The 16,202-nt window shown below is 65.0% G+C and carries 14 protein-coding genes; 2 read left to right on the forward strand and 12 right to left on the reverse strand.

The window, feature by feature from the left end:
* Positions 1-9 precede the first annotated feature (9 nt).
* From AC5WEY_RS24485 to argS, 12 genes are all read right to left on the reverse strand, one after another.
* On the reverse strand, positions 10-1,221 hold the full coding sequence (locus tag AC5WEY_RS24485; RefSeq protein WP_094704273.1) for a glycosyltransferase family 4 protein: 1,212 nt from the start codon (positions 1,219-1,221) through the stop codon (positions 10-12).
* An 18-nt stretch (positions 1,222-1,239) separates the two neighbouring features.
* A complete protein-coding gene (locus AC5WEY_RS24490; RefSeq protein WP_057477881.1) occupies positions 1,240-1,902 on the reverse strand; it encodes an L-threonylcarbamoyladenylate synthase in 663 nt (220 codons plus the stop codon).
* Positions 1,903-1,957: 55 nt separating this feature from the next.
* Positions 1,958-2,842 (reverse strand): peptide chain release factor N(5)-glutamine methyltransferase, encoded by an 885-nt coding sequence (gene prmC / locus AC5WEY_RS24495; RefSeq protein WP_495647900.1) that lies wholly within the window; start codon positions 2,840-2,842, stop codon positions 1,958-1,960.
* Positions 2,843-2,876: 34 nt separating this feature from the next.
* The gene (locus tag AC5WEY_RS24500) at positions 2,877-3,692 is read right to left on the reverse strand and encodes an SHOCT domain-containing protein (RefSeq protein ID WP_057477864.1); all 816 of its coding nucleotides are present in this window, start codon (positions 3,690-3,692) and stop codon (positions 2,877-2,879) included.
* Between the two features lie 107 nt (positions 3,693-3,799).
* Entirely contained in the window at positions 3,800-4,876 is a 1,077-nt protein-coding gene (gene prfA / locus AC5WEY_RS24505) for a peptide chain release factor 1 (protein WP_094704270.1), read from the reverse strand.
* A 97-nt stretch (positions 4,877-4,973) separates the two neighbouring features.
* Positions 4,974-5,207, reverse strand: a complete 234-nt coding sequence (rpmE, locus tag AC5WEY_RS24510; protein WP_008715081.1) for a 50S ribosomal protein L31 — start codon at positions 5,205-5,207, stop codon at positions 4,974-4,976.
* Between the two features lie 198 nt (positions 5,208-5,405).
* Positions 5,406-7,589, reverse strand: a complete 2,184-nt coding sequence (rho, locus tag AC5WEY_RS24515; RefSeq protein WP_495647901.1) for a transcription termination factor Rho — start codon at positions 7,587-7,589, stop codon at positions 5,406-5,408.
* A gap of 308 nt (positions 7,590-7,897) precedes the next feature.
* Positions 7,898-8,830 (reverse strand): homoserine kinase, encoded by a 933-nt coding sequence (gene thrB, locus AC5WEY_RS24520; protein ID WP_495647902.1) that lies wholly within the window; start codon positions 8,828-8,830, stop codon positions 7,898-7,900.
* A gap of 19 nt (positions 8,831-8,849) precedes the next feature.
* Positions 8,850-9,917 carry a threonine synthase gene (gene thrC, locus AC5WEY_RS24525; protein ID WP_057477861.1) on the reverse strand — a complete coding sequence of 356 codons (1,068 nt, stop codon included), beginning with the start codon at positions 9,915-9,917 and terminating at the stop codon, positions 8,850-8,852.
* The gene (locus AC5WEY_RS24530) at positions 9,914-11,215 is read right to left on the reverse strand and encodes a homoserine dehydrogenase (protein ID WP_057477860.1); all 1,302 of its coding nucleotides are present in this window, start codon (positions 11,213-11,215) and stop codon (positions 9,914-9,916) included. Before AC5WEY_RS24530 ends, thrC begins: the two co-directional genes overlap by 4 nt.
* A complete protein-coding gene (gene lysA / locus AC5WEY_RS24535; protein ID WP_057477859.1) occupies positions 11,212-12,633 on the reverse strand; it encodes a diaminopimelate decarboxylase in 1,422 nt (473 codons plus the stop codon). The genes AC5WEY_RS24530 and lysA overlap by 4 nt, the downstream gene beginning before the upstream one ends.
* On the reverse strand, positions 12,630-14,282 hold the full coding sequence (gene argS, locus AC5WEY_RS24540) for an arginine--tRNA ligase (RefSeq protein ID WP_495647903.1): 1,653 nt from the start codon (positions 14,280-14,282) through the stop codon (positions 12,630-12,632). Before argS ends, lysA begins: the two co-directional genes overlap by 4 nt.
* Before the next feature lie 232 nt (positions 14,283-14,514).
* On the opposite strand from argS, the gene AC5WEY_RS24545 reads away from it, so the two are divergent.
* The gene (locus tag AC5WEY_RS24545; RefSeq protein ID WP_495647904.1) at positions 14,515-15,420 is read left to right on the forward strand and encodes a thioredoxin-like domain-containing protein; all 906 of its coding nucleotides are present in this window, start codon (positions 14,515-14,517) and stop codon (positions 15,418-15,420) included.
* Positions 15,420-16,136, forward strand: coding sequence for a DUF305 domain-containing protein (locus AC5WEY_RS24550; RefSeq protein ID WP_495647905.1), 717 nt, complete (start codon positions 15,420-15,422; stop codon positions 16,134-16,136). Before AC5WEY_RS24545 ends, AC5WEY_RS24550 begins: the two co-directional genes overlap by 1 nt.
* Positions 16,137-16,202: the final 66 nt, after the last annotated feature.

Raw genomic sequence — 16,202 nt, forward strand, 5'->3', positions numbered from 1 at the left:
CCGACGGGATCAGCCGCCTCGTCGTGCGCTTCGACGTTCCGGACCATTCGATCGATCCACCCGCAAGGTAGGGACGGCGGTAACCACCAGCGCGAATACGAGACCGGCGGCAACCAGGAGCACAACAATGCGCCGATCGAGCAGGGATGACCCGACCGCCCCGAAAGCGAGTACACCGACCCACAGGTAGATCACCAGTACCACCCGTCGATGCGAGTGACCGATCTGCAGGAGCCGATGATGCAAATGCATCTTGTCCGGACTGAACGGGCTTCGTCCGGCCCGCGTGCGACGGATGACGGCCAGCAGCAGATCGAGTATCGGGATGAGCATCACGGCACCGACCAGCAGAAGCGGCGACAACAGGCCGAGCAGATCGCGTGGGCCGTACGCCGTCAACGGAATCCTCCCCGAGGCACTCGTGGAGATCGTGGCCAGCGTCAGCCCGATGAGCATGGAGCCCGAATCGCCCATGAATATGCGCGCAGGCTGGAAATTGTGCGGCAAGAATCCCAGACAGGCACCGGCCAGCGCAGCAGCGATCAGAGCCGGCGGGTAGACGCCCACATCGCCGCCTTGCTCCTGCAGCAGCCCCACCGAGAAGATGCAGATCGCCACCGAGGAAATGAGCCCGAGACCGGCGGCCAACCCGTCGAGGCCGTCGACGAAATTCATGGCGTTGACGATCACGACGGTGATCAGAACCGTCACCAGTCCGGCTTGTAGCTGATCGAGGACCAGGGTGCTGCCCGGCTGACCGGGCTCACCTCCCCAGGGCTGATACAGCACGACCCAACTGACACCCATGATCACCAACACGCCCGCTGCCGTCACCTGCCCGACGAACTTGGTCAGGGCATCCAGGCCCCAGCGGTCGTCGATGACACCGACCAACACGATCACGAAGCCGGCAACCAGCGCGGCCGGAATATCGCGGTTGTACGCCACGTCGAAACCCCGGGCCAGGGCAGGCAGCTGCGACGCGAAGAGCAGGGCGGCGAGCATGCCCACGTAGATGCCCACTCCCCCGAGCCTCGGGGTGGCTTGCACATGGACGTCACGATCGCGCGGAATGGCAACAGCACCGAACTTGATCGCCGCCACTCTGACTCCACCGGTGGCGAAGAACGTGACGACGGCGGCAGTGAGAAAGACCAGCAGTAGCTCCCGAATGGGAACGCCTGCCCCCAGATTCGACTGAGCCAGCAACTCGACACTCATGCGGCACGGACGGGCATGTCAGGACGCTCCCGGGACCAGGCTTTCGGCGGTGACACCGAGAACCTCGGCAATCTTTTCGGTGGGAATGGCACCGACCCGCAGAATTCGCGCGCGGTCGCTCGTCAGATCCACGATGGTCGACGCCACCGCATGATCTGCCGGTCCCCCGTCGAGATAGACCGCCGCCGACCCACCCAGCTGGTCCCGTGCCTCGGTCACCGTGGTGGCAGGCGGGCTTCCCGAGATATTGGCGCTGGACACCGCGAGCGGGCCGACCTCACGCAGCAACTCGAGCGCGACCGGATGCAGCGGCATACGCAACATGACCGTGCCCTGGGCATCACCCAGATCCCACGCCAGCGACGGCGCCTGCTGGACGACGATGCTCAACGCGCCGGGCCAGAACGCGCGAATCAGATCTCGGGTGCGTGGCCGGACACTCTGGACCAAGCCGTCGATGGTGTTCCACGAGCCGACGAGCACGGGCACGGGCATATCGCGTCCCCGCCCCTTGGCGCGCAGCAGATCTGTGACTGCGCTGCCGTCGAAGGCATCGGCGGCGATCCCGTACAGGGTGTCGGTGGGCATCACCACGAGTCGGCCGGACTTGAGGGCACCGCGGGCCGCGGTCAATCCCGCAGCGCGCGCATCGGCTTCACTGCAGTCGTAAACGGTACTCACGGTGCCCATCCTTCCACTTGCGGTAACGAAGTGGTGTCAGGTGCCGCTCCCGCTGTCAGGGCGAGGCGGGGTGCGCCCGTGTGGCGACGACGAACCTGGGCCGGCCTGCCAGGTCCGGATGCGCGATGACCTCGGTGAACACCCGTCTCCGGGACAGCAGTGCCGCCACCTCGTCACCGTTGGAGTCGTCGTGCTCGATCGCGACGCCGCCGCCGACTCGAAGCCAACGGGCGATGTTGCCGACCATCGGCTCGATCACCGACAGTCCGTCGGCACCGCCGAAAAGAGCCATGTGCGGATCGTGATCGATCACTTCGGGATCGAGTTGTGACCCTTCCGGGACGTACGGCGGATTCGCGACGATCATGTCGACTGCGCCGTCGAGTTCGACCAACACATCACGTGCCGTGACGTCGCCGTGGTGCAGCGTGATCGGGGTATCGCCCTCACCGCTGCGCAGATCTGCGTTACGCCTCGCCCACGCCAAGGCGGACGGATCCAGCTCGACGGCATGCACGACGGCGTCCGGCCGAGCGTTGGCGATCGCGAGTGCCAGCGCACCCGAACCCGTGCAGAGGTCGAGAATCACGGGCGGATGGTGGTCCACATTTTCGAGGAACGCGAGGGCCCAGGCCAACAGCAGCTCGGTCTCCGGACGCGGCACGAAGACACCCGGACCCACTTCGACGTCGATGTTGCCCAGCGAGGTCTTACCCGTGATGTATTGCAGCGGAATACGTTTCGCGCGCTGCTCGATGGTCCGGAAGTACGCCTCGATCAGCTCGGGTTCGACGAGAGGAACAAGACCGAGACGGCCACGTTCCACACCGACGAGGTGCGCGGCAAGAAGTTCTGCATCGACACGTGGACTCGGCACGCCGGCCGCCTCGAGCATCGATGTTGCTTCGAGGATTGCTAGGCGTAGCGGCTTGCGGCTCACAGGTTCAGACTGCCACGACGCTCCGACAACTCACTCACACGCGTCCCAGTAGCTCCGACTTCTTGGCGAAGAACTCGTCGTCGGTGAGGAACCCCTTCGCGTGCAATCCGGCGAGGGCCTCGATCGCAGCGGTGATCTCGGAGATGTCGACACCGACCTGGTTCCCCCCGACCCCGGACTGGTTCGAGACCTGCGGAACCGAAGACTGCTGCGACGAGGACTGTTGCGGGTAGGCCTGCGATGCGGACTGGTTCCGCGAGTTCGTTCCGCTCGATTGCTGGTCCACCCGAGGCAGACTCCCTGCACTGAACGTGCCGTACTGGCTGGTGAACTCCAGCGACCCCGGTCCACCGCCCTGCTGTTGCTGTACTCCCCCGATGGAGTGGTCCAGCGTGTCGTACACAGCCAATTCGCCGCCCACGAGCACCGCGAGTCTCCGAGAACCCGGGAACACCGCGTACTGCGACCCGTTCTGGCCGCCGCTCGAACTCGGCGAACCCAGATCCGATGGCCACCACGAACCGGACCCGAACGAGTTACCACCGAACGACCCACCCGCAGCCTCCCGCGGCGGATACACCTGATGCTGCGACAGCACCGCAGACAGATCACGGCACAGGCCGTCGACCCGGCTCTTGAGCCCGTGATCGAACATATTGCCCACCATGGTCATTCCGCCGCGCATCCACTGTCCGCTGCCACCGAGCTCGGGAATGTTGAACTGCGCCATGGTGCCGCGACCGTTGTTGACGGCGTCGAGCATGGTGCGGACCGCGTCTGTCGAGATGCCGTAGCGCGACGACAGCTCGGTGACGGCGTTCTCGCCTGCGGGTGTCAAGGCCTGGTTCATTCTGCTGTGCCTCTCGGGGCGCTCGTGCGGGGTCGAACCTGGAAAACAAGGGTATCGCACCGAGCGATGGACCGGCCGATCGAAATCTGAAAAGCTCTGCGCCCCAACTACTCTGCTTGCATCCGAGCGTCGCGGTCCGCTTTGGCGAGCGCGTCGAGCAACGCATCCATTTCGCCGTCGAGCAGGGCATCGAGGTTGTGCGCCTTGAAGCCGATGCGGTGATCGGTGATGCGGTTCTCGGGATAGTTGTAGGTTCTGATCCGCTCCGAGCGGTCGACGGTACGCACCTGGCTGGCCCGGCCGGCCGAAGCCTCTTCGTTGGCTGCTTCCTCTGCGGCCGCCTGGAGGCGAGCTGCCAGAACCTGCATCGCGCGCGCCTTGTTCTGCAGCTGCGAGCGCTCGTTCTGGCAGGTCACCACGATGCCCGTGGGAAGGTGGGTGAGCCGAACCGCGGAGTCGGTGGTGTTGACTCCCTGGCCGCCCTTGCCGGACGAGCGGTAGACGTCGATACGCAAATCGGTTTCGTCGATCTGAACCTCTTCGACCTCATCGGGTTCGGGATAGACCAGAATCCCGGCCGCGGAAGTATGCACGCGTCCTTGAGATTCGGTGACCGGCACCCGCTGCACCCGGTGCACGCCACCCTCGAACTTCAGTCGCGCCCACACGCCGTCGAGTGGGTCCTTGGTCTTGATCGACAGGGTCGCGTCCTTGTACCCACCCAGGTCGGAGACGTTGGCGTCGAGCACCTCGACCCGCCAGCCACGGCGTTCTGCGTAGCGCACGTACATCCGCGCGAGATCGGCCGCGAAGAGCGCCGATTCCTCGCCGCCCTCACCTGACTTGACCTCCATCACGATGTCGTCGCCGTCGTGCGGGTCTCGTGGTGCGAGCAGGTCGGTGAGGGTCTGCTCGAGGTGCAGCACGGTGGCCTCGAGATCGGGGATCTCGGCCGCGAACGACGAATCGTCGGCAGCGAGTTCACGTGCGGCTTCGAGGTCGTCCTGCGCGGCGGTCAACTTGGTGTGCGCGGACATGATCGGAGCCAATTCGGCGAATCTTTTGCCTGCCCTGCGCGCCGCGGACGGGTCGTTGTGCAGCGCTGGGTCAGCGAGTTGCTGCTCGAGCCCGGAGTGTTCGGCAAGGATGTCGTCGATGGCCGAAGGCTTCACTGTTCTCGCCATGGGGATGACTCACTCTCGAACGCGGGTGCAACTGGGTGTGGACACAAAAAAGCCGACGCCCGTCCTGTTGATCACAGGACGGGCGTCGGCGGAACAGCTAGCTGTCTGCGTCGGCCTTCTTGCCGGCGCGCTTGCCGTAGCGAGCCTCGAAGCGTGCGACGCGGCCGCCGGTGTCGAGAATCTTCTGCTTGCCGGTGTAGAAGGGGTGGCACTGCGAGCAGACCTCGACGCTGATGCGCTCTTTGTCGGTGGTGCTTCGGGTCTCGAAAGTATTTCCGCAACCACAGACGACTGTCGTCAGTGTGTAGTCGGGGTGAATTCCTGCCTTCATGGTGTCCTTACCGTTCTTTGTAATGGTCGCCGGGTCGCCTTCGCCGATCGAAGACGTGAACCGGAACCGGACTCGGCCGTTGATTATGCCAGAGCGTGCATCCGCCCTGCTAATCGTCGGTACTTCTGTGCCGACAGATGCTTACAACGCACGCACCTGCCGGCTTGTTCCCCGGTGAAAGATCCGGGGAACAACCGATCAGTCGTTGTTGCCGCCGGGAGCTGTCTTCGAGACTTCCATCAGGAATTCGAGGTTGTTCTTGCTCTTCTTCAGGCGGTCGACCAGCAAGTCGATGGCCTGGTGCGAGTCGAGTCCGGACAACACGCGGCGCAGCTTGTGGACCACTGCCGCCTCGTCGGGAGCCAGAAGCAGTTCGTCGTGGCGGGTGCTGGACGGGTTGATGTCGACCGCCGGGAACACGCGTCGCTCCGCGATCTTGCGATCCAGTTTGAGCTCGGCGTTACCGGTGCCCTTGAACTCCTCGAAGATCACGGTGTCGCCGGTGGATCCGGTCTCGACCATGGCCGTGGCGATGATCGTCAGCGATCCACCGTGCTCGATGTTGCGAGCCGCACCGAGGAACCGCTTCGGCGGATACAGCGCGGTCGAGTCGACACCACCGGACAGGATTCGTCCCGAAGCCGGTGAGCTGTTGTTGTACGCACGTCCCAGACGGGTGATCGAGTCGAGCAGAACCACCACGTCCTGTCCGGCTTCGACCAGGCGCTTGGCCCGCTCGATCGCCAACTCGGCAACCGCGGTGTGATCGCCTGGCGGCCGGTCGAACGTCGAGGCGATGACCTCGCCCTTGACGCTGCGCTGCATGTCCGTCACTTCTTCGGGACGCTCGTCGACGAGGATGACCATCAAGTAGCACTCGGGATTGTTGATGGCGATCGCGTTGGCGATGGCCTGCAGAACGCTGGTCTTACCGGCCTTCGGCGGGCTCACGATGAGCGCACGCTGGCCCTTGCCGATCGGCATCACCAGGTCGATGATGCGCGTGGTGAGGATGTTCTGCTGGGTCTCGAGACGCAGACGCTGGTTGGGATACAGCGGGGTGAGTTTGCCGAATTCCGGACGCTTGCGGGCAGCCTCGACCTCTCCCCCGTTGACGGTGTCCAGTCGCACGAGCGGGTTGAACTTCTGCCGCTGGCTCGACTGCTCACCTTCGCGTGCCACTCGGACTGCGCCGGTGACGGCATCGCCGCGACGAAGACCGTTCTTGCGAACGAGGTTCATCGACACGTAGACGTCGTTCGGTCCGGCCAGGTAGCCCGAGGTACGGACGAACGCGTAGTTGTCGAGAACGTCCAGGATGCCGGCTACCGGCTGGAGTACGTCGTCCTCACGGATCTCGGTGTCGCGCTCGCGCCCTCCGCCGCCGCCGTCGTTGCCCTCGCCACGGTCGCGTCCACGACGCCGCTCACGGAACCGACGACCCCGACGACCCCTGCCTTCGCCCTCGTCGTCCTGATTGTTGTCGCGGTTGTCGCGAGGACCGTTGTTCCGCTCCTCGTTGCGACCATCGTTGCGGTTGTCGTTGCGACCATCGCCCTGATTGCGGTTGCGACCGTTGCGATCGGACTGATTGCGACCACCGTTGTCGCGGTTGGCATTGTCCCGATCACCTTGGTTGCGATCGCCCTGGTTGCGATCGCCCTGGTTGCGGTCGTTATGGTTACGGTTGCCGTTCTCGCGGGTGGCGGTGTCGCGGTCGCCCTGATTACGGCTTGCGTTGTCACGAGCCGCGTTGTCGCGGTTGCCGTCGGCGTCCCGCTGTTCCCGGTCGGATCCGTCCTGGCGGTTCCGCTCGCCCCGACTGCGTCGGGGCCGGTCGGAGGCGGCGTTGTCGCCCTCGTCCTGCTTTTCACTCGACGCGGTGTCCGCGGAGGAAGCAGTTGTAGCGGTCTCGGATTCAGCCGAGTTGTCGCCGCCGTCGAGCGGGAGCTGATCGGGTGCACCTGCGCGGCGACCTGCTGCTCGACGGCCACGTGCGCGGCGACCGGTTTCCGGGGCCGCGTCTGCGGCATCGCCCGACTGCGTCGACGAGGCGTCGGACGTCGGCACTTCGAGTGCCGGTGCCGGTGCTGCGGCAGGTCCATCTTCGACGGCGGGTGTCGACGCAGCGGCGCGACGCGTCTTGGGCGCGTCGGACTTCGGGGCGTCGGACTTCGGGGCGTCGGACTTGGCCGACTTCGCCGAGGCAGCACCCGATTGACGCTCGGAAATGGCTGCGATCAGGTCGCCCTTGCGCATGCCGGAGATGCTCTTGATGCCGAGTTCGCCAGCGAGGCTGCGTAGCTCGGTGAGAACCATTCCGGACAGGCCTGCACGTCGACGTGACGTTTCGGGCGCAGAGATAAGTTCCGTATCGGTCACGGAGGTCCTTTCCTTCCCTCGCTCGCTCGATGCGCAGCCGAGGGTTCGTTCCGCAGTTCGACGTTCTGCCGAACTCGGATATTGCCGTTCATGTTCGACGCACTCCGTCGACGACACCATCGATCCGAGACCGCAGGGAACCACGGGGAGGATCGAGTCAGGAGCGTCACATCACTCGGATTTTTGACTCCCCCGAGTACAGCGACCTGATTGCCCTGACGAAACCGGCGTCTGAAGCGCACGATGTACGGACAGGGATCACCATAGCGTCGTTGTCCTCGCTCGGCAAGAACCCTATTCGGTGTCGGTCATTCGACCGTGACTCCGTCGGCCACCTCGAGGTCGAGAACTCGCCACCCCTCGGCCGACGCAGCGTCGCGCAGATCGGCCGGGAACTCGTCGGTGCACAGGGCCATGACGGTAGGGCCTGCGCCGGACACTACTGCGGCGATCGAGCGGGCGCGCAAGGTCGCGATCCAGCGTGTGGTGTCGGGTAGCGCCTGGGCCCGCTGGCCCTGATGCAGCAGATCCTCCGTCGCAGACATCAGCAGATCCGGACGGCGAGTGAGCGCCACCACCGCGAGAGCGCTCCGGCTCACGTTGAAGGCCGCATCGCGGTGGGGCACCAACTCGGGCAACAGACCCCGCGTGTGCGAGGTGGACGAACGCTCCGACGGCACGAGCACGACGACCCTGATGCTCGGATGGACGTCGAGGCGGACGGCCGCGTACTTTCGCGCCGTCACACTGGCATTGGGCGGTTCGCTCCACGACACGACTGCTCCGCCGAGGCAGCTCGCCGACGCATTGTCGGGATGCCCCTCGAATTCCGAGGACAACTGAACGAGCTGACCCTCCGACAATGCACTGGACGGATCGACTTTCGCAGCGAGCGCGTTGGCCGCTGCGAGGCCCCCGACCACAGCCGACGCCGACGAACCGAGACCCCTGGAATGAGGAATTGCGTTGCGGCAGTGGACATCCAAACCGTCCGCCCATACTCCGGCAGCTTCGAGCCCGCGCTCGATGGCGCGCACCACCAGATGCGTCGGACCCCACGGGACATCCGCCGAGCCCTCGCCGTCGACATGAATCCTCAGCCCCGACGCAGTGGTCGTGACCTCGATTTCGTCGTAGAGCCCCAGAGCGATTCCGAGACTGTCGAATCCGGGCCCGATGTTGGCACTGGACGCCGGAACGCGTGCGGTGACCGTGAGCCCGATCGGTAGTGTCGTCGTCATAGCCGGAGATTCCGTCAACTCAGGCCAGCTCGAGCGCAGCCGCCACAGCGACGGGGTCGACCGAAATCGGTTCTACGACAGGCATACCCGCCAACGCGGTGTCGGGATCCTTGAGGCCGTTACCGGTCACTGTGCAGACGACGGTCAGGCCCGGCTCGAGCCAGCCTTCCTTGCGAGCCGCCAACAATCCGGCGACGCTGGCCGCGGAGGCCGGTTCGACGAACACGCCCTCGGTTTTCGCGATCAATCGGTACGCCTCGAGGATCTCCTCGTCGGTAGCTGCGCGGAATGCTCCGTTCGATTCTTCCTTGGCGTTGACAGCACCGTTCCAGGATGCGGGTGACCCGATCCGGATTGCGGTGGCGATCGTCTCCGGGTCCTTCACCGGCGCACCGTGAACCAACGGTGCGGCGCCCGCGGCCTGGACTCCGAGCATTCGCGGCTTGCGCGTGGTGAGACCGTCACGGAAGTACTCCGAGTAACCGCGCCAGTACGCGGTGATGTTGCCTGCGTTGCCGACCGGCAGCGCGTGAATGTCCGGCGCGTCTCCCAGGGCGTCGCAGATTTCGAAGGCTGCGGTCTTCTGGCCTTCGATGCGGACGGGATTGACCGAGTTGACCAGACCGATGGTCGGGAACTCGGCCGTGGTCTTGCGGGCCAGTTCGAGGCAATCGTCGAAGTTGCCCTGCACCTGAATGATTTTCGCGCCGTGCATGACTGCCTGAGCAAGCTTGCCCATGGCGATCTTGCCCTGCGGAACAAGTACGGCGCAGCTCATTCCGGCCTTGGCCGCGTAGGCGGCTGCGGAGGCCGAGGTGTTGCCGGTCGAGGCGCAGAGGACGGCTTCTTGGCCCCGGGCGAGCGCGTCGGTGACGGCCATGGTCATTCCGCGGTCCTTGAAGGAACCGGTGGGATTGAGCCCTTCGACCTTGAGATGCACTGTGCAGCCGGTCAATTCGGACAGATGCCCAGCGGGCAGCAGCGGAGTTCCGCCCTCGCGCAGCGTGACGGTCTTCCAGTCCGGTCCGATCGCCAGACGCGAGCGGTATGCCTCGATCAGACCGGGCCAGGGGGTGTGGACGCTCATACGGTGGTGCCTTCCAATCGGAGAACGCTGGCGACGTGGACGACCACGTCGAGCTGTTCGAGCGATGCAACGGTTTCGGACAGAGCGGAGTCGGCCGCGAGGTGGGTGACGACGACGAGCCTGGCTCCGTCACCCGAGCCCTGCTGACGCACGGTGGAGATGCTGACGTCCCGCTTGGAGAACTCGGCCGCAACGGTGGCCAGGACACCGGGCTTGTCCGCTACCTGCATGCTGACGTAGTAACGAGTGAGGATGTCACCCATCGGGGCCACCTTGAGCTTGGCGTACTTGGATTCGAGCGGGCCCCGTCCCCCGTAGAACTTGTTGCGCGCGGCCATCACCAGATCGCCCAACACTGCGGACGCGGTGGGAGCACCACCTGCGCCCTGCCCGTAGAACATCAGGCGGCCGGCCGCCTCGGCTTCGACGACCACGGCGTTGAACGCACCGTTCACCGATGCCAGCGGGTGCTCGAGCGGAACGAGCGCCGGGTAGACCCGAGCAGAAATTCGTTCTTTACCCTTGGCCGTCACGATGCGCTCGCAGATGGCCAACAACTTGATGGTGCAGTCCAGTGACTTCGCGGTTTCGAGGTCGTCCGAGGTGATCTTGCTGATGCCTTCGCGGTAGACGTCACCTGCGGTGACGCGCGTGTGGAAGGCGATCGAGGCAAGAATTGCCGCCTTGGACGCCGCGTCGTAGCCTTCGACATCGGCGGTCGGGTCGGCTTCGGCGTAGCCCAGACGTCCTGCCTCTGCCAGGGTTTCGGCGTAGTCCGCTCCCGTCTCGTCCATGGCGGAGAGAATGAAGTTGGTGGTGCCGTTGACGATGCCGGCAACCTTGTTCACTCGATCGCCCGCGAGGGACTGCATCAGTGGACGAACGACCGGAATGGCTCCGGCCACGGCCGCCTCGAAGTACAGATCGGCACGCGACTTCTCGGCAGCGTCCGCAAGTTCACCGGTGTACTCGGCCAGGAGGGCCTTGTTCGCGGTGATGACGGACTTGCCCTTCTCGAGCGCGGAGAGCACGAGCTTGCGGGGAATGTCGATGCCGCCGAGCACCTCGACGACGATGTCGACGTCGTCCCGGCCGACAAGCTCGGCCGGATCGTCGGTCAGCAGCTCGGCCGGCACTCCACGATCGCCGTCGACCCGACGCACTGCGATGCCCCGAATCTCCAGTGGCGCACCGATTCTCGCCTCGAAATCCTCGGCGTTCTCGGTGAGGATTCGAACGACCTCGCTGCCGACGTTTCCGAGTCCGAGTACGGCGACGCCTATCGGCTTCGATGTCATGGCTGAACCTCCAAGCTGAGCAGATCTTCGATGGTTTCCCGCCGCAGGACCAGGCGCGCTCGCCCGTCCTTGACTGCGACCACTGCGGGCCGCGTCAGCAGGTTGTAGCGACTGGACATGGAGTAGCAGTAGGCACCGGTGGCCGCTACAGCGAGCAGGTCACCCGGCCCGACGTCCGCCGGCATCCATGTGTTCTTGATGACGATATCGCCGCTCTCGCAATGCTTTCCGACCACTCGCGCCAGAACGGCGGGAGCCTCGCTGGACCGCGAGACCAATCGGCAGTCGTACTCGGCCTGGTAGAGCGAGGTGCGAATGTTATCGCTCATTCCGCCGTCGACGCTGATGTAGCGTCTGCGCGTTGCCTTGTCGACGGTGACATCCTTGATGGTGCCCACCTCGTACAGCGTGACGGTGCCCGGTCCGGCGATGGCACGGCCGGGTTCGACGGCGATCGTCGGAACCGGCAGGCCCACCGCGGCAGATTCGGTCTCCACGATGGCGGTCAACTTGGCCGCGAGCTGCTCCACCGGCGGCGGGTCGTCACTGGCAACGTACGAAATGCCCATGCCACCACCGAGATCCAGCGTCGAGATCTGTGCGGTTTTCTCGACACCGAATTCCGAGACGATGTCTCGGAGCAGGCCGATGACCTTGTGTGCTGCCAACTCGAAGCCGTCGACCTCGAAGATCTGCGATCCGATATGGCTGTGCAGTCCCACGAGGCGAAGGTTGTCGGCAGCGAACACGCGGCGGACCGCGTCGAGTGCCGAACCGTCGGCGAGCGAGAAGCCGAACTTCTGATCCTCGTGCGCGGTCGCAATGAACTCGTGCGTGTGCGCTTCCACACCGACGGTGATGCGAATGAGAACGTCCTGCACCACTCCGGCCGCGCCGGCCACGGCGTCGAGACGGTCGATCTCGATGTTGGAGTCGAGAACCACATGCTCGACGCCCGCGCGCACGCCCGCCTCGAGCTCGGCGACCGATTTGTTGTTGCCGTGCATCGCAATTCGATCCGCCGGAAACCCTGCGGCCAGCGCGATAGCCAGCTCGCCACCGGAACAGATGTCGAGCGAGAGCCCTTCGTCGGCAACCCAGCGCGCGATCTCGCCGCACAGAAATGCTTTGGAGGCGTAGTGCACTCGCTCGGGCGCTCCGAAGGCGGCTGCCATTTCGCGGCAACGCGAACGGAAATCATCCTCGTCGATGACGAACAGCGGAGTCCCGTACTGCTCCGCGAGTTCGGTGACCGATACTCCAGCGAGACGAACCGTTCCGTCGTCACCGCGCTCGGCATTACGGGGCCACACCTGATCGGGCAGCGCGGTCATCTCGGACGCGTTCACCGGGCGCTGGGACGTCGACTGTTTCGCGGGTGCGTCGGCATGCTTCGGTCCGGCCGGATGCGCGCTCACATGCGCTCCGGTGCGCTGACCCCGAGCAGTTCGAGGCCGTTGGCCAGGACCTGCCGGGTCGCGTTCCCCAACGCCAGTCGTGCGGTGTTCACAGGTCCGGGCTCCTCGTCTCCTTGTGGAAGTACTCGACACGCACCGTAGAAACGGTGATAAGCACCCGCCAACTCTTCGAGGTAGCGGGCAATCCGGTGTGGCTCACGCAGTTCGGCGGCACTGGCCACCACGCGCGGGTACTCGCCGATCGTCCTGATCAGCTCGCCTTCCTGCTCATGGGTGAGCAGGCTCAGATCCGGTTGATCCGCAACGATTCCCAGTTCGGCGGCATTGCGCGCGAGCGAGGCCAGCCGGGCGTGGGCGTATTGGACGTAGTACACGGGGTTTTCGTTGCTCGCACTCGCCCAGAGGGCCAGATCGATGTCGATGCTTGAGTCGACGGACGACCGAATCATGACGTACCGGGAGGCGTCGACGCCGATGGCGTCGACCAGGTCGTCGAGCGTGATGACGGTTCCGGCGCGCTTGCTCATCTTCACGGCAACGCCGTCGCGCACGAGATTGACCATCTGGCCGATCAGTACCTCGACGGTCGCCGGGTCGTCGCCGAACGCAGCGGCAGCAGCTTTGAGTCGTCCGATGTAGCCGTGGTGATCCGCTCCGAGCATGTAAATGCACAGGTCGAAGCCACGTTGACGCTTGTTCTGGAAGTACGCGATGTCGCCTGCGATGTAGGCGGCATTGCCGTCGCTCTTGATGACGACGCGATCCTTGTCGTCGCCGTACTCGGTGGACCGCAGCCACCAGGCCCCGTCCTCCTCGTAGAGGCTCCCCGAGCCCTTGAGGTAGTCGACCGACTTCTCGACAGCACCGGACTCGAAGAGCGAGTTCTCGTGGAAGTAGACGTCGAAATCGACACCGAACTCGTGCAGATTCGCCTTGATGCGGTCGAACATCAGCTCGGTGCCGATGGAGCGGAACGTCTCTTCCTGTGCCTCGGGGGCCAGTGCGAGCACATCCGGTTCCTTCGCCAGCACCCGCTCGGCGATCTCGGCGATGTACTCGCCGGCATACCCGTTCTCCGGGGCGGGTTCCCCCTTGGCCGCGGCGATCAACGAGCGGCTGAAGCGGTCGATCTGAGCGCCGTGATCGTTGAAGTAGTACTCGCGAGTGACCTCGGCACCGTGCGCGGTGAGGATGCGGCCCAATGCGTCGCCGACGGCTGCCCAACGGGTGCCGCCGAGGTGCACCGGCCCGGTGGGGTTGGCAGAAACGAACTCGAGGTTGACCTTCTTGCCCGACATCGAGGATCCGTTACCGAACTCGGCTCCGGCGGACAGCACGCGGGCGACGATCTCGCCCTGCGCTGCAGCGGCCAGCCTGATGTTCAGAAATCCCGGGCCTGCAACGTCGGCGCTGTCGATCGCCGCGTCGGCTGCGAGAGCTTCGGCGAGCCAGCCTGCGAAATCGCGCGGATTGGCACCGGCCTTCTTCGCGACCTGCAGAGCCACGTTGGTCGCGTAATCGCCGTGCTCGGGGTTGCGAGGACGCTCGACGGTCAGCTTCGCAGGTAGAACGGATGCGTCCAGGCCGCGGTCGGCGAGCACCTTCGCGGCGGTCGCGTGGAGCAGTTCGGCAAGATCGGCGGGAGTCACAGGTAGCTATCCTATTGGCTGGTGCGCGGCGTACTCGCATCCACTGCCCGTCCGATCGCTAGCCCACCTCACGCGATGCGCTCGTTGCAGGCTCTGAGCACGCTCTCAGGCAGAGAACGTACAGTAAGGGCGCTCTGCGCGGACGGTCCGTGGTCAACGCCGTCACCAGCAGATACGCACGACCAGCGACACCGACCACCAACTTTCCTCGACTGAGAGAGCAACTACAGCGATGCCAACGGGTCCCGACAAAGGCAGTCAGAACAAGTCGGCTGCGAAGGCAGACAAAGCCATCAACGCAGCCAACAAGAAGTCAGCTCGCAAGAAGAAGGGCGGCGTGCCCGCCGCCAAGGGAAGGCAGATTCCCTGGCTGACGGTTGCCGGAGTCGTAGTGGTCGTCGGCTTGGTCGCCGGACTCGGGATCAACCTGTACCCCAAGTACCAGGACCGCGCCGAAGCACAGAAGTTCGCACCCAGCGAGAGCAACCAGGATCCGTCGACGGGGATCGCCGGCGTCGCGATCCAGGAGTACCCGGCGGCCTTGCACGTTGCGCGTACCCAGCGAGTGGCCTACGACCAGTCGCCGCCCTTCGGCGGACCGCACGATGCCGTGTGGGCCACCTGCACCGGAATCGTCTACCCCGAGGCCATCCGTACCGAGAACGCTGTGCACTCCCTCGAGCACGGAGCCGTCTGGATCACCTACAACCCCGACGACCTGAACGAGGACCAGGTCCAGTCGCTGGCCGACCGCGTCGACGGCGAGACCCAGATGATGATGTCGCCCTACCCCGGTCTCGACACCCCTGTGTCGCTGCAGTCCTGGGGCCACCAGCTCAAGCTGGACAGCGTCGACGACGAGCGCATCGGCCAGTTCATCTCCGCCTTGCGCCTGAACCGCTTCGCCTACCCGGAGGTCGGTGCCAGCTGCGCATCGGTACCGGGCGCAGGTGACAACGCCTTCGATCCGGACAATCCCCCGCTGTTCGACGCCTCCGCACCCGGCACGGACGCCGTTCCGATGGACGGGGCCGGCATCACCCCCGACGCCAGTGAGACCAGCGGGGCCGGCGGACTGCCGGGCGGCCTGCCCGGTGGCGCGCAGCTACCAAGCGATCTTCAGGTTCCCGCGAGCTGATGACCGAATCCACAGTCGACTCGACCACCGACCCGTCCGAAACCAAGCCGAGCCAGCGCACAGCGTTGGTGGCCCTGGCTCTGATTGCCGTCTTGGCCATCGGGTTCGCACTGGGTTTCCTGGTGCAGAGTCCGTTCGGCGACGGTGACAACTCGCCCGCCGCGGACTCGGTCGATGTCGGTTTCGCTCAGGACATGACCGTGCACCACAACCAGGCCATCGAGATGGCCGCGGTGGCCCTGACCAACGCTCCCGATCAGGCCGTGAAGAGTCTGGCGTTCGACATGCTGACCTCTCAGCAGAATCAGGTCGGCCAGATGCAGGGCTGGCTGGCTCTGTGGGACCGCGCACCGATATCGACCGACGGCTACATGACCTGGATGGCCGAGGACGACTCTCACGGCCATTCGATGAACGGAATGTCGATGGAACCGGGGTCCTCCGATCCCACCAGGGCGATGCCGGGCATGGCCAGTTCCGCGGAGCTCGCCGCGCTTCGGCAGGCGACCGGCACGGACGTCGACGTGATGTTTCTGCAGCTCATGTTGCGCCACCACGAGGGCGGTCTGGCCATGATGGAATACGCCCAGACCCATGCGCAGTCTCCTGCAGTGGTCAACCTGGCGAAATCCATGGTGGCCACCCAGACCAGCGAGTCGACGCTGATGAAGCAGATGCTTGCCGCGAAGGGAGCGCAGCCGCTGCCCGAGGGGTGATTTCGGCTCCGGTCACGTATGCGCTAGTCTTTCGTACAGCCCAACAGGCACGCCGGCCGAAGCCGG

This window comes from Rhodococcoides sp. S146-33 (assembly GCF_059489205.1).

What these genes read in the sequence shown, in the direction of transcription:
- AC5WEY_RS24485 (WP_094704273.1), bottom strand. Translation starts at nt 1,221, where the DNA reads ATGAGTGTCGAGTTGCTGGCTCAGTCGAATCTGGGGGCAGGCGTTCCC.
- AC5WEY_RS24500 (WP_057477864.1), bottom strand. Translation starts at nt 3,692, where the DNA reads ATGAACCAGGCCTTGACACCCGCAGGCGAGAACGCCGTCACCGAGCTG.
- prfA (WP_094704270.1), bottom strand. Translation starts at nt 4,876, where the DNA reads ATGGCGAGAACAGTGAAGCCTTCGGCCATCGACGACATCCTTGCCGAA.
- rpmE (WP_008715081.1), bottom strand. Translation starts at nt 5,207, where the DNA reads ATGAAGGCAGGAATTCACCCCGACTACACACTGACGACAGTCGTCTGT.
- thrB (WP_495647902.1), bottom strand. Translation starts at nt 8,830, where the DNA reads ATGACGACGACACTACCGATCGGGCTCACGGTCACCGCACGCGTTCCG.
- thrC (WP_057477861.1), bottom strand. Translation starts at nt 9,917, where the DNA reads ATGAGCGTCCACACCCCCTGGCCCGGTCTGATCGAGGCATACCGCTCG.
- AC5WEY_RS24530 (WP_057477860.1), bottom strand. Translation starts at nt 11,215, where the DNA reads ATGACATCGAAGCCGATAGGCGTCGCCGTACTCGGACTCGGAAACGTC.
- AC5WEY_RS24545 (WP_495647904.1), top strand. Translation starts at nt 14,515, where the DNA reads ATGCCAACGGGTCCCGACAAAGGCAGTCAGAACAAGTCGGCTGCGAAG.
- AC5WEY_RS24550 (WP_495647905.1), top strand. Translation starts at nt 15,420, where the DNA reads ATGACCGAATCCACAGTCGACTCGACCACCGACCCGTCCGAAACCAAG.